This window comes from Streptomyces sp. JLYT201 (genome assembly GCF_059448825.1).
On sequence record NZ_CM182551.1, the window covers coordinates 8019867 to 8032620 of the forward strand.

At 74.3% G+C, this 12754-nt stretch carries 9 protein-coding genes and 1 riboswitch; of the genes, 4 read left to right on the forward strand and 5 right to left on the reverse strand.

The genetic code is table 11. From position 1 onward, the window contains the following. Window positions 1-16: 16 nt before the first annotated feature. Both AC5WAM_RS34200 and AC5WAM_RS34205 read right to left on the reverse strand, forming a co-directional pair. Window positions 17-946, reverse strand: coding sequence for a TIGR03619 family F420-dependent LLM class oxidoreductase (locus AC5WAM_RS34200; RefSeq protein WP_495519871.1), 930 nt, complete (start codon window positions 944-946; stop codon window positions 17-19). Window positions 947-1049: 103 nt separating this feature from the next. Next, the gene (locus AC5WAM_RS34205; protein ID WP_301549610.1) at window positions 1050-1775 is read right to left on the reverse strand and encodes a DUF5995 family protein; all 726 of its coding nucleotides are present in this window, start codon (window positions 1773-1775) and stop codon (window positions 1050-1052) included. A gap of 116 nt (window positions 1776-1891) precedes the next feature. On the opposite strand from AC5WAM_RS34205, the gene AC5WAM_RS34210 reads away from it, so the two are divergent. Next, window positions 1892-2989 carry a glycoside hydrolase family 6 protein gene (locus AC5WAM_RS34210; protein ID WP_495519872.1) on the forward strand — a complete coding sequence of 366 codons (1098 nt, stop codon included), beginning with the start codon at window positions 1892-1894 and terminating at the stop codon, window positions 2987-2989. On the opposite strand, the gene AC5WAM_RS34215 is transcribed toward AC5WAM_RS34210, so the two are convergent. Then, window positions 2968-4395 (reverse strand): uracil-xanthine permease family protein, encoded by a 1428-nt coding sequence (locus tag AC5WAM_RS34215; RefSeq protein ID WP_495523701.1) that lies wholly within the window; start codon window positions 4393-4395, stop codon window positions 2968-2970. The genes AC5WAM_RS34210 and AC5WAM_RS34215 overlap by 22 nt on opposite strands. A gap of 297 nt (window positions 4396-4692) precedes the next feature. Between AC5WAM_RS34215 and AC5WAM_RS34220 the strand changes: the two genes are divergently transcribed. Further along, window positions 4693-6024, forward strand: a complete 1332-nt coding sequence (locus tag AC5WAM_RS34220) for an alginate lyase family protein (protein ID WP_495519873.1) — start codon at window positions 4693-4695, stop codon at window positions 6022-6024. A 7-nt stretch (window positions 6025-6031) separates the two neighbouring features. Here AC5WAM_RS34220 and AC5WAM_RS34225 read toward each other — a convergent pair whose 3' ends face one another. Beyond that, window positions 6032-7255 carry an MFS transporter gene (locus AC5WAM_RS34225; protein ID WP_495519874.1) on the reverse strand — a complete coding sequence of 408 codons (1224 nt, stop codon included), beginning with the start codon at window positions 7253-7255 and terminating at the stop codon, window positions 6032-6034. 150 nt (window positions 7256-7405) lie between these two features. Between AC5WAM_RS34225 and AC5WAM_RS34230 the strand changes: the two genes are divergently transcribed. Then, on the forward strand, window positions 7406-8578 hold the full coding sequence (locus AC5WAM_RS34230) for an ROK family transcriptional regulator (protein ID WP_495519875.1): 1173 nt from the start codon (window positions 7406-7408) through the stop codon (window positions 8576-8578). Between the two features lie 128 nt (window positions 8579-8706). Here the strand turns inward: AC5WAM_RS34230 and AC5WAM_RS34235 are convergent, their stop codons facing one another. Next, a complete protein-coding gene (locus AC5WAM_RS34235) occupies window positions 8707-11040 on the reverse strand; it encodes a chitinase C-terminal domain-containing protein (RefSeq protein ID WP_495519876.1) in 2334 nt (777 codons plus the stop codon). Between the two features lie 321 nt (window positions 11041-11361). Further along, a riboswitch (FMN riboswitch) is annotated at window positions 11362-11492 on the forward strand. A gap of 195 nt (window positions 11493-11687) precedes the next feature. On the opposite strand from AC5WAM_RS34235, the gene ribD reads away from it, so the two are divergent. Then, window positions 11688-12752: a bifunctional diaminohydroxyphosphoribosylaminopyrimidine deaminase/5-amino-6-(5-phosphoribosylamino)uracil reductase RibD gene (gene ribD, locus AC5WAM_RS34240; protein WP_495523702.1), complete on the forward strand. Its 1065-nt coding sequence runs from the start codon at window positions 11688-11690 to the stop codon at window positions 12750-12752. The last annotated feature ends 2 nt before the right edge of the window (window positions 12753-12754 follow it).

A 12754-nucleotide genomic window follows, 5' to 3' on the forward strand; every position in this document is an offset into this window, starting at 1 on the left:
GGCCCCCGGCGCCGCTCTACACCCCCGCGGCCCGCGCCGCCGCGTACAGCTCGGCGGCGACGTCCTTGAGCTCCTGCGCGTCGCGCACACTGGTCTGGACGTCGATGAAGATCTCGTCGAGGCCGACCGCGGCGTGCGCGGCCAGGTCCTCGGCGATCTGCTCGACGCTGCCCCGGAACGGCGCGCGGTCGGCGCCGTCGTAGGCCTTGGGCGTGTACCGGGGGTTCACGCGCAGCACGGACCGGACGGGCTCCGCGCGGCCGCGCTCGGCGGCCACCTCGCGAAGCCGCCGCCACTGCTCGGCGAGCTTGTCGGCGCCCGTGCCGATCGGCATCCAGCCGTCCGCCCGGTCCACCAGGCGGCGCAGCGCGCGCGGGCTGTTCGCGGGCAGCAGGATCGGGATGGGCCGCGCGGGCTTCGGGCCGACCTCCGAGGGCACGATCCGCGACAGCTCGCCCTCGTGCGCCACCGGGTCGGGGCCCCACACCGCGCGGCACACGTCGATGACCTCGTCGAGCACCGCGCCGCGCCGCTCGAAGGGGGCGACCGCGGCGGCCGCGTACTCGTCCACGGACCAGCCGGTGCCGAGGCCCGCGACGACCCGGCCGCCGCTGGCCGCGTCGAGCGAGGCCAGCGAGCGGGCCAGCTGGAAGGGCCCGTGCAGCGGGGCCACCAGGACGCTGGTGCCGAGCCGGGCCCGCTCGGTGGCCGCCGCGGCCAGGGCCAGCGTGACCAGCGGGTCGGCGACCGAGCGGTAGTCGTCGGGCCAGGGCAGGCCCGGGACGCCGTACAGGCCGTGCGCGGGGGGCTCGGGGAACAGGACGCGCTCGAAGACCCACAGGCTGTCGAAACCGGTCCGCTCGGCGAAGCGCGCCACGTCCGGGACGTCGCGCCCGAGGTCCGCCCACTTCAGCTGCGGCAGGCCCAGTCCGAGTCGGGTCGTCATCGTTGTCCTCCTGCGGGGGAGATCGCCGTGGCCGGTTCAACGTACAACGAGCGCACGGGAGTTCCGGCGCACCCGTCGCGGCCCTGGCCGGATCGGCCCGGCGTCAGTCGGGCAGCGGGGTGAGCAGCATCCGCCCCACCAGGCCCACCGCCCCGTCGAGGCGCTCGCGCAACTCCCCGGCGACAGCGGGGAGGTGGCGCAGGGCCCACAGGGCGCGCGCCGTCGACCAGGCGCTGTCCCGGGCCCGCTCCAGGCTCCAGGAGCCCAGCAGATGGGTCAGCGGATCGGCGACCTGGAACACGTCGGGGCCCGGCATCAGCTCTTCGCGGACACGCTCCTCCAGCGACACGAGGATGTCGCCCACGCGGTCGAACTCGTCCTCCAGGTCGGCCGGTTCGCAGCCGAGGGCACGGCAGGTGTCGACGACGGCGAGCGCCAGGTCGTGCCCGATGTGCGCGTTGACGCCCGCGAGGGCGAACTGCAGCGGCCGTACGCCCGGATGCCGCCGGAGCTGGAACAGCGGACGCCAGCAGGCGGGCGGGCGCCGGTCGGCGGCCACCGCGTCCACGGCCGCCAGATAGCGCTCGGCGAAGCGGACGTCCAGCGTGACGGCGGCCTCGACGTCCAGGAACGCGCCCGCGCCGACGTGCCGGCCGACCTCCTGCGTCACCGCGAGGTACACGCGGTTGAAGACCGCGACGCCGTCCCGGCGCGGCCACGCCCTGTCAAGGGCGCGCATGCGCGCCACCACCGCGTCCACGTCGCGCGCCACCACGTCCACTCCGTGCGCCGGGTGAGTGCACTCGGCCAACCGCTCCAACCGCGCCATGGGGGCAGGGTCCCAGCCCTAGCCTTGCCCACGGGTCCGCCGGGCGGGCGCTTCCCCAGAACGGGGGAACGGCCCGCGACGGACCCCGGGGGAGCGGTACGAGGGGGGAGCGGGACGTGGGGGAGACACGTGCGCGCGGCCGGGGCGGGCGGTGGCGCGGGCTCGGCGGGCTCACGGCGACGGCGGCCCTGGTGGTGGCGGCCACCGGGGTGCTGGCCGGAGCGGTGACCGTGGCCGGGGACGACGGGCCGGGCCGGACCGAGGCGGTGGAGGGGCCGCGGTCGGGTCCGGCGCCGTCGGAGCACGCGGCGTCGGCGCGGCCGTCGCGGCCGGGAGGGGGCGCGGCGGCCGGTGCCGGACGGCTGTACCGGTACGAGGGCGCGCAGGTCGTCGCGTGGGTGCGGGCACACCGGGACGACCCGAGAAGCCGGCTGATCGCGTCCCGGATCGCCGCGCGGCCCGCCGCCGTGTGGTTCACCGACCCCCGGCCGTGGGCCGTCACGGCGCAGGTGCGGGCGGTCACCGAGCGGGCGGGCGACCGGATACCGGTCCTCGTCGCGTACGCGATCCCGAACCGCGACTGCGGCGGTGCCTCGCGGGGCGGGGTGCCGCGCCTGGCCGCGTACGCCCGGTGGATCGAGCGGTTCGCGGCGGGCCTCGGCTCCCGGGCGGCCGTCGTCATCCTGGAGCCGGACGCCGTCGCGCTCGCGGACTGCCTGTCCCCCGGCGAGCGGGCGCGGCGGTTCGCGGCGCTGGCCCGCGCGGGCGCCGTCCTGAAGCGGGCGAACCCCGCGGCGCGCGTCTACTACGACGGCGGGCACTCGGGCTGGCACCGGGCCGAGCGGCAGGCGGCCGCGCTGCGCCGGGCGGGCGCGGCGTCCCCCGCCTCGTCGGACGGCGTGTTCACGAACGTGTCCAACTTCCACCGCACCGCCGCCGAGGTGGCGTACGCGCGCCGGGTCCTCGCCGCCCTGGGCGGGCCGCGCGGCCTCGGCGCCGTCATCGACACCAGCCGCAACGGCAACGGCGCCCCGGCGGACGGCCGCTGGTGCGACCCCGCGGGGCGCCGCGTCGGCCGCCCGCCCACGCTGCGCACCGGCGCGGCCCGCATCGACGCCTACCTCTGGGTCAAGCTGCCCGGGGAGTCGGACGGCTGCCGGGGCAGGCCCGGCACCTTCTCGCCGGGGTACGCCTACGACTTGGCGCGCGGCTGACCGGGGGAGCCGCCGGTGCCCGGCCCGTCCGGCTCCTGCTCGTCGTACGACGACGTCCCCGAGTCGAGCAGCGGCTCCTGGGTCTTGAGGTGGGCGGGGGCGAAGGCTCGCAGCACGTGGTAGCCGGTGATCACCACGATGGTGCCGAGGGCGATGCCGCTGAGGGAGAAGGTGTCGGTGAACTTCAGCGAGACGTTGCCGACGCCGATGATGATGCCCGCGGCGGCCGGGACCAGGTTCAGCGGATTGCGCAGGTCGACGTCGGCGTTGATCCAGATCTGGGCGCCGAGCAGGCCGATCATGCCGTACAGGATGACGGTGATGCCGCCGAGCACCCCGCCGGGGATCGCGGCGACGACCGCGCCGAACTTCGGGCACAGGCCGAAGAGCAGCGCGAAGGCGGCGGCCGCCCAGTACGCGGCCGTGGAGTAGACGCGGGTCGCGGCCATCACGCCGATGTTCTCGGAGTACGTGGTGTTGGGCGGGCCGCCGACCGCCGTGGACAGCATGGACGCCGCGCCGTCCGCGGAGATCGCGGTGCCGAGCTTGTCGTCGAGCGAGTCGCCGGTCATCTCGCCGACCGCCTTGACGTGGCCCGCGTTCTCGGCCACCAGGGCGATCACGACGGGCAGCGCGACGAGGATCGCCGACCACTCGAAGCTCGGGCCGTGGAAGGTGGGCAGGCCGATCCAGTCTGCGTCGCCGACCGCCGACAGGTCCAGGCGCCAGTGGTCGGTGACCTTGCCGGAGCCGTCCGCCGAGTGGATCTTGCCGAAGACCGCGTCGAGGACCCAGGACAGCGCGTAGCCGAAGAGCAGGCCGAGGAAGATCGCGACCCGGGACCAGAAACCCCGCAGGCACACCACGGCCAATCCGGTGAACAGCATGACGCACAGGGCCGTCCACTGGTCCTGCGGCCAGTAGGTCGAGGCCGTCACCGGGGCGAGGTTGAAGCCGATGAGCATGACGACCGCGCCGGTGACGATCGGCGGCATCGCCGCGTGGATGATCCGCGCGCCGAACCGCTGCACGGCGAGCCCCACCACGAACAGCGCCGCGCCCACCACGAACACCGCGCCCGTCACCGTGGCGCTGGAGCCGCCCTGGGCGCGGATCACGGCCGCCACGCCCACGAAGGACAGCGAGCAGCCGAGGTAGCTGGGCACCCGGCCGCGCGTGGCGAGCAGGAAGATGACGGTCGCGACGCCCGACATCATGATCGCGAGGTTCGGGTCGAGGCCCATGAGGACCGGGGCGACGAACGACGCCCCGAACATCGCCACCACGTGCTGGGCGCCGAGGCCGAACGTCCGGGGCCACGAGAGCCGTTCGTCGGGTCGGACGACGGCCCCGGGCGCGGGGGTGCGCCCGTCGCCGTGCAGCCGCCAGCGCACGCCGAGATCCATGGTGAGTTCGCTTTCTGTGCGCGGGACGAGCTGTGCCGTCGCGGGGGACGGGCCGTGTCGTCGCAGGGGGACGAGCTGTGTCGTCATGTCGACGATCAGCGTCGACATGTTAGTGCGACGTAAGTGCGACTTCTTTCCGGCGGTGTCCGGTGTGGTGTCCCGTACGGCTGCCGATGCGGTGTCCGGTTGGCTTCCGGTGCGGCTGCCGGGTGCCGGTGGGTGGAGCTCTCCGGCTCCTTCCGGTACGGTGCCGCGGCCAGGTCGATGAACTCTGTTCATGTATCTGATTGGAGTGCCATGACAGCCCGCTCCTTCCTGGGTGCCCTGCTGGCGGCGGTGGTCCTCGCCGCAGTGCCCCTGGCCGCCCCCGCCACGGCGGCGCCGCCCGCCGCCCCCGCCACGGCGGCGCCGCCCGCCGGCCCCGCCACGGCGGCGCCGCCCGCCGCCCCTGGCGCCGCCGTCCCCGACACCGTCGTCCTCGACGGCCACCGGCTCGCCGAGGCCAAGCGCCGCCTCGACCGGGGCGACCCGCGGCTGCGCCGCGCCCTGCGGGACCTCACGGCCCGCGCGGACCGCTGGCTGGACCAGGGCCCCTGGACGGTCGTCGACAAGCCGAGGCCCGCGCCCGGCGGCGACCCGCACGACTATCTGAGCCAGGCCCCCTACTGGTGGCCGACCGGGCCGAGGACCCCCGAGAACCCCTGGGGCTGCCCGTACGAGCAGCGCGACGGCGAGCGCAACCCCGAGGTCGACACCGGCACCGACCGCCGGGACGCGGAGAACGTCTTCGACTCCAGCTACGAGCTGTCCCTCGCCTGGTACTACACGGGCGAGCGCGCGTACGCCGAGCACGCCGCGACCGTCCTGCGCACCTGGTTCCTCGACCCGGCGACCCGGATGAACCCGCGCCTCGACCACGGGCAGTTCATCCCCTGCAGGTACGACGGCCGGGCCATCGGCATCATCGACTTCTCGCAGTCGTACACGAGCGTCCTGGACGCCCAGGCGATCCTCGCCGCCGGCGCCCCCGGCTGGACCCGCACCGACCGGGCGCGGATGACGGCCTGGAACAAGGACTTCCGCGACTGGCTGGCGCACAGCGACTTCGGCAAGCAGGAAGGCGCCGCGAAGAACAACCACGGCACCTTCTACGACCTGCAACTCGCCGCCCTCGCCCGCGCCACCGGGGACGAGGCCCTCGCCCGCGAGACCGTCCGCGACGCGCGCGCCCGGCGCCTCGACCCGCAGATCGCCGCCGACGGCAGCCAGCCGCAGGAGCTCGCCCGCACCCGCAGCTGGCACTACTCGACCTTCGACCTGGTCGCCTACGCGCGCCTCGCCGACATCGGCCGGCACGTGGGCGTGGACCTCTGGGCCCACCGGGGCCCCGCCGGGCAGAGCCTGCGCGGGGCCGTCCGCTATCTGCTGCCCGCCGCCACCGGCGAGCGGCCGTGGCCGCACCCCGAGCTGGACTTCCGCCGGTACGCGGCGGCCGACGTCGTGCACGCGGCCGCCGACGCCGGTGACCGGGCGGCGCGGGCCGCGGTGCCGAAGCTCCAGGCCCCGCCCGGCGGCGACCTGTGGGAGCTGCGGCCCGCGGCGGAGCAGCTGGACTCCATCGCCGGGTGAGGGCGCCTCAGCCCTTGCGGTCCACCGCCTCGGTCTGCGGGGCAGTGGCCTGCACGGGCGCCCGCCCGGCCGTGCGCAGCACCCCGGCGAACACCATGAGCCCGCACGCGAGCGCGGTGACCAGGGTGAAGGAGGCGACCAGGCTCGTCGCGTCGGCGAGCGTGCCGATCGCCGACGGCGCGATCAGGCTGGAGGTGTAGGTGATGGTGGCGACGCCCGCGATGGCCTGGCTGGGGTTGGGGCCGCTGCGCCCGGCCGCGGCGAACGCCAGCGGCACGACGACGGCGATGCCGAGGCCCATCAGCGCGAAGCCGGTCATGGCGAGGGCCGCGTGCGGCGCCGTCACCACGCACAGGCCGCCGACCGCGGCGAGCAGCCCGCCGACCCGCACCGTGCGCACCGAGCCGTACCGGTCGACCACCTTGTCGCCGACGAGGCGGGCGATGGCCATCGTCAGCGTGAAGCCGGTCGTGCACGCGGCGGCCAGACCGGCCGACGAGTCGAGCACGTCCTTGAGGTACACCGCCGACCAGTCGAGGCTGGCGCCCTCGGCGAACACCGCGCAGAACCCGACCGCGCCGATGAGCAGCGCCGACTTCGGCGGCAGGGCGAAGCGCGGCGGCGGGTCGTCGTCCGGGGCCGCACCCAGTTCGAGCACGCCCTGACAGGCGATCAGACCGGCCGTGGTGAGCACGGCCGCCGCGAGCGCGTGGTGCACCCGGGCGTCCGCGCCCAGGTGCGCCGCGACCGTGCCGCCCGCCGAGCCGACCAGGGCGCCGACGCTCCACATGCCGTGCAGGCCCGACATGATGGACTTCTCCAGGCGGTTCTCGATCTCGACGCCGAGCGCGTTCATCGCGACGTCCGCCATGCCCGACGTCGCGCCGTACACGAAGAGCGCCGCGCACAGCGTGGGCAGGTTCGGCGCGAGCGCAGGGAGCGTGAGCGCGAGCGTCCACAGCGCGAGCAGCGCGCGCAGCGCGGTCCGCACGCCGAAGCGATGGCTCAGCCAGCCCGCGAGGGGCATCGCGAGGGACGCGCCGATCGCCGGGAAGGCCAGCGCGAGGCCGAGCATGCCCGCGCTGACGTCCGCGTGGTCCTGGATCCACGGCACCCGGGTCGCGAACGACCCGGCGACCGAGCCGTGCACGCAGAAGATGACCGCGACCGCGAGCCGCGCCCGGCTCAACTGGCGCTTGCTGTAAACCACTTGGCCCTGCCCCTCACTCATCCGCTCCACCCCTCCACGGTCCCCTCCGGGACCGCCGCAGTAAACTATCAGGAACCCTGCCTGATAGAAGAGGGCCAGGGAACCGAACATCGCGCGCATCGCGGCCGCCGCCCCGGCGGACCGGTCCGGGCGCTGTGGAAGGATCCGGCCATGCCCGCATCACCGAGCACCGCTCGGGCCATCAACGACCGGCTCGCGCTGCGCCTCCTGCAAAGCGAAGGCCCCTTGACGGCAGGGCAGTTGAAGCAGCTCACGGGGTTGTCCCGGCCCTCCGTCGCCGACCTCGTGGAGCGGCTGCGGGACTCCGGCCTGATCACGGTCGTCGGGGAGGCGGGGGAGCGGCGCCGGGGCCCGAACGCGCGCCTGTACGGCATCGTCGCCGACCGCGCCCAGCTGGCCGCGCTCGACGTCCGCACCGAGAGCGTCACCGTCGTCGTCGCCGATCTGCTCGGCACCCCGCTCGCCGAAGCCTCGCTCCCCATGGACGACGGCACGGGCACCGGGCCCGCCGTCGAGCGGGCCGTCGCCCTCGTCGAGCGCACCGCGGCCACGGCCGGGGCCACCCGGCTGCACACCGTCGGCGTGGGCGCCCCGGGCCTGATCGACCCGGCGACCGGCGACCTGCGCGACTCGGCGGGCCTGCCCGCCTGGCACCGCCGCCTGGTGGCGGCCCTGACGGACCGGCTCCCCGCGCGCGTCCTGGTGGAGAACGAGACCAATCTCGCCGCCCGCGCCGAGCAGCGCGACGGCGCCGCGCACGACCGCGACACCTTCGTGCTCCTGTGGCTCGGCGCGGGCACGGGCGCGGCCGTCGTCCTGGACGGGGCGCTGCGCAGGGGCGCGTCGGGCGGCACCGGGGAGATCGGCTTCCTGCCGGTGCCCGGCACCGGCGGGCTGCCCTCGGCGACGGCCTGCGACGGCGGCTTCCACACGCTCGCCGGGTCCGGTGCGGTGGCGGACCTGGCGGCGGACCACGGTCTGAAGGCGGAGCCGGAGCCGGGCGAACTGCCCGCGGCCGCGCTCGTGCGGCACGCCGTGGAGACGGACCACGCGGCGTTCCTCACCGCGCTGGCCGACCGCGTGGCCATCGGCGCCGCGTCCGTCGCGGCCGTGCTCGACCCGGGCTGCGTGGTGCTCGGCGGGGAGCTGGGGCGGGCGGGCGGCGCGGCGCTCGCCGACCGCGTCGCCCGCCGGGTGGCGGCGATGTCACCGCTGCGCACGGAGGTCAGGGCGAGCGCCCTGGGCGGCGCCGCGGTGCTGCGCGGCGCGCTGCTCACCGCCCGGGACGCCGCGCAGGACGAGCTGTTCACGACCGGGGCGTGACGCCGGGCACCCCGGCTCGCGGGCAGGCGCGCGGGTCGGGGTGAGGTGGTGGCCCGGCGGCGGGGCAAGGGCGTTTCTTCCCGCCGCCGGGCGTTCGGGGAGGGGCACCGGGTGCCCCGGTCGGGCCGTCAGCAGGCTCCCAGGTCCTGCCAGACGCCCCACTGGCCGGTGGTGCCGGGCTCCTCGCCCTTCGTCCACCACTTGGCCTTCCAGGTGTGCGACTTGTGGGACACGGTGGTCCCGGAGCCGTACTCCGACGTCGCGCTCCACGCGGGCGGGGTGCACTTGCCGGGCGGGTCCGTCGGCCCGGGCGGGTCCGTCGGGCCCGGACCCGTGCCGGGCTCGACCACCGTCGTGCCGCGCGCCAGGTCACCGGCGAGCGCGTAGGTCGTACCGCCGATGTTCACGGTCCAGTTCGACGGCGTCGACACCGGCAGGTAGTAGTTGAACGACAGGTCCACGGACGCGCCGGGCGCCAGGGTCTGCCAGGCGGGCAGCTTCAGCGAGACGCGGTGGAAGTCGCCCTTCAGGCCGCCCACGTTGTTCCCGGTGTGGCCGCTGCTGATCACCTTCGTGCCGAAGCCGGACTGGTCGGAGGCGTTGGCGGGGGCCGAGGTGGAGTAGTCGAACTGGAACTCCGTGCCGCCGGGCAGCGTCGCCTTCGTGTTGTTGGTGATCTTCAGCTTGGGCGTGATCGGGTAGTTGGAGTCGCCGAGCTTGAAGTCGCCGAACTCCACGCCGATGTCCACGGCCTTGGCGGGCAGGTCCTTGCCCGCGACCTTCGCGCCGTAGGGGGTCGCCGACTTGAACTTCTCGTACATGGCCGTGGTGAGCGTGTCGCCGATCTCGTACTGGCCCTTGGCGGTGTCGTACGCGTAGTCGCCCGCGAGCTCCCACACCATCGTGCCGCCGATGCCCTTGTCGACCACGTAGTCGGCCTTGGCCTTCACGGACTGCTCGTCCTCGGTGGACAGGAACACCTTCTTGTCGGCGTTCCACAGCCAGGGCGCGACCAGCTTCGCGTCGTACTTGCGGGCGTAGGTGCCGGTGAGCTTGGTGTCGGCGGGGAAGCCGTACTTGGTCACGTAGTCCCCGACGACGCCCTTCTCCAGGTTCTTGGCGTGCCACATCGGGTTGGACCCGGCCGGGGACTCCTTGCCGTTGTCGTCCTTGTCGTGCCACAGGTTGTCGATGCCGACCGCGCCGTCACCGCACTTGGTGAGCCCGGAGCCAGCCGGGCAGTTCGTCGTGGCGGCCTTGCCCCACAGGCCGTCCGTGCCGCCCTGCACGTTCTTGAAGCCGCGCGTGTAGTACGGCAGGCCGATGTTGATCCGCCCGGCGGGCATCGAGCCGCGGAAGTAGTGGTACGCCCAGTCGGTGTTGAGGTAGCCGATGCCGCCGTACTGCTGGCTGCCGTACACGCCCGCCGCGGCCAGCTCGCTGTCCTTGCCGTCGTCGTAGAGCGAGGCGTTCGGACCGACGTGCTCGTTCCAGGCGCCGTGCAGGTCGTACGACATGATGTTGACGTAGTCCAGGTACTTCTGGACCTGGAAGGTCTCCATGCCGCGCAGCAGATAGCCCGAGGAGGGCGCGGCGACCGTCAGCAGATAGTGCTTGCCGTCGGTGGCCCCGGCGCGGTCGAGCTTCTCGCGCAGCGTCTTCATCAGCACCGCGTAGCCCTTGACCAGGCCCGCGCGGCGGCCGTTGGCGAGCTGCCAGTCGAGCGGGTTGCCCGCGTCCTTCATCGTCGTCGGGTACTCGTAGTCGATGTCGACGCCGTTGAAGCCGTACTTCCGGATGAAGTCGACGGTCGACTCGGCGAAGGTGTTGATGCCCGCCTGGTTCACCGAGCCGTCGGCGTTGGTGGCCATCGAGTAGAAGCCGCCGGAGTTCACGCGCTTGCCGTCGTCGCCGAAGTAGCCGCCGGTCTCGGCCCAACCGCCCACGGAGACGAGGGTCTTGACGTTCGGGTGCTTCTTCTTGAACTTGTTCAGGAGGTTGAAGTGGCCCTTGTAGGAGAACCCGGGGTCCATCTCGGCGCCCGCGACGCCCGGCCACGTCATGCCGGTGGCGGCGTTCTTCTCGCCGTCGGAGCCGACGGAGATCTTGTTGTCCTTGTCGACGTGCGCGAAGGCGTAGTTGAGGTGGGTGACCTTGTCCCAGGGGATGTCGGAGGCGAGATAGGCGGGCTCGCCGTTCTTGCCGGTGCGCCAGCCGGTGAAGTACCCGATCACGCGGCGCTGGTGGTCGGCGCCCATCTTCTCGCGGCCGTCGGCGTCGTAGACGGAACAGTAGGGGACGTCGACGCCGGGTGTCTTATAGAGGCCGTCGGGTCTGCACGACTCGTTGGCCACGGGGTCCGCGGCCTGGGACGTCGTCGCGGCGAGCGTGCTCAGGAGCAGACCGGCGACGGCGGCGCCGGTGGCCAGGAGCGCGGTTCTCGCGCGGGTGGGGGTGGGCACGTTGTTCCTCCTGGGGAGGCTCGGTGTCGCACAACGGACGGGGACGTCGGCCCACGATGTGCGCACACCGGGCGGGCCTTTCCGCAGAGTGACGCAGACGTTAAAAGGACTAGACCAGAGCGTCAATAGGTATGGACCAACCCCCTTGCGGAGGGGGATTCGCCATTTCCGGACCAGCGGTCGGCGGAATCCGGTCAGAACGGGGCGACACGATCCGGCCGGGTCGGATAGCGGACGCCGCAGCGCCCGCTGTGAGCCAGCCCACAGAAGGCGGCCCGCACGGTCGCTACCGGGCGTGGCACACTGGCTGCGTACCAAAAGCAGCGCACTCCGGGGTCGGTGTAATTCCGAACCGGCGGTTACAGTCCGCGACCCGGTCACCTCCAGTGGCCGGTTGACCAGGTGAAACTCCTGGACCGACGGTGAAAGTCCGGATGGGAGGCAGTGCGCGGCGAGCAGGCACACCCTGGTGTGCCGTGCCGCCGTAGTGGCTTGTTCCTGACAGGGGACAGGTCTCCTCCGGCGTCCGCGGCCCCGTGCGTTCCCGGTGTTCCCGCTCGTTCGTTGTCGTCGTCATCGACGCGCCCCGGAGTCCGTGCCCGAAGAGGCAGGAGGACCCGGTGGCCACCCAGGCCGAAGCAGCCGCCATGCGGCACGCGCTCGCACTCGCCGTGCGCGGACTCGGCTTCACCAGCCCCAACCCGGTCGTCGGCTGCGTCATCATCGACGCCGCGGGACGCACCGTCGGCGAGGGCTACCACCAGCGTGCGGGCGGACCCCACGCCGAGGTCCACGCCCTGCGCGCGGCGGGCGACCGGGCCCGCGGCGCCACCGCCGTCGTCACCCTCGAACCCTGTAACCACACCGGCCGCACCGGCCCCTGCGCCCAGGCCCTCGTCGACGCCGGGATCACCCGCGTCGTCTACGCGGTCGGCGACCCGAACCCGCAGGCCACCGGCGGCGCCACCACCCTGCGCGCGGCCGGCGTGGACGTCGAGGCGGGCCTGCTCGCCGCCGAGGGCGAGGCGGCCAACGCCGCCTGGCTCACCTCCGTGCGCCGCGGCCGCCCCCACGTCACCTGGAAGTACGCCGCCACCCTCGACGGCCGCACCGCGGCCGCCGACGGCACCAGCCGCTGGCTCACCTCCGCCGCGTCCCGCGCCGACGTGCACCGCCTCCGCGCCGAGTGCGACGCCGTCGTGGTCGGCGCGGGCACCCAGCGCGCCGACGACCCGCACCTCGCCGTCCGCGGCATCGAGGGCGCCCGGCAGCCGCTGCGGGTCGTCGTCGACACCCACGGCACCGCCGTACGCCCCGGCGCCCGCGTCCTGGACGACGCGGCCCCCACCGTGATCGCGGTGGCCGACGACATCGACGCCGCGCGCCACCCGTCCGGCGCCGACACGGTGCGCCTGCCGCGCGCCGAGGGCGGCCTGGACGTCACCGCGCTGCTCGCCGCGCTGCACGCCCGCGACGTGCGCTCCGTCCTGCTCGAAGGCGGCGCGACGCTCGCGGGCGCCTTCGTCGCCGCGGGCGCCGTCGACCGCGTCATCGGCTATCTCGCGCCCGCCCTGCTCGGCGCGGGCCCCGCCGCCCTCACCGGCGGCGGAATCACCACCGTCACCGAAGCGTTGCGGCTCGACATGAGCGAGGCCGTCCGCATCGGACCCGATCTGCGGATCACCGCCACCCCCGCACCGAAGGAGCGCTGAGC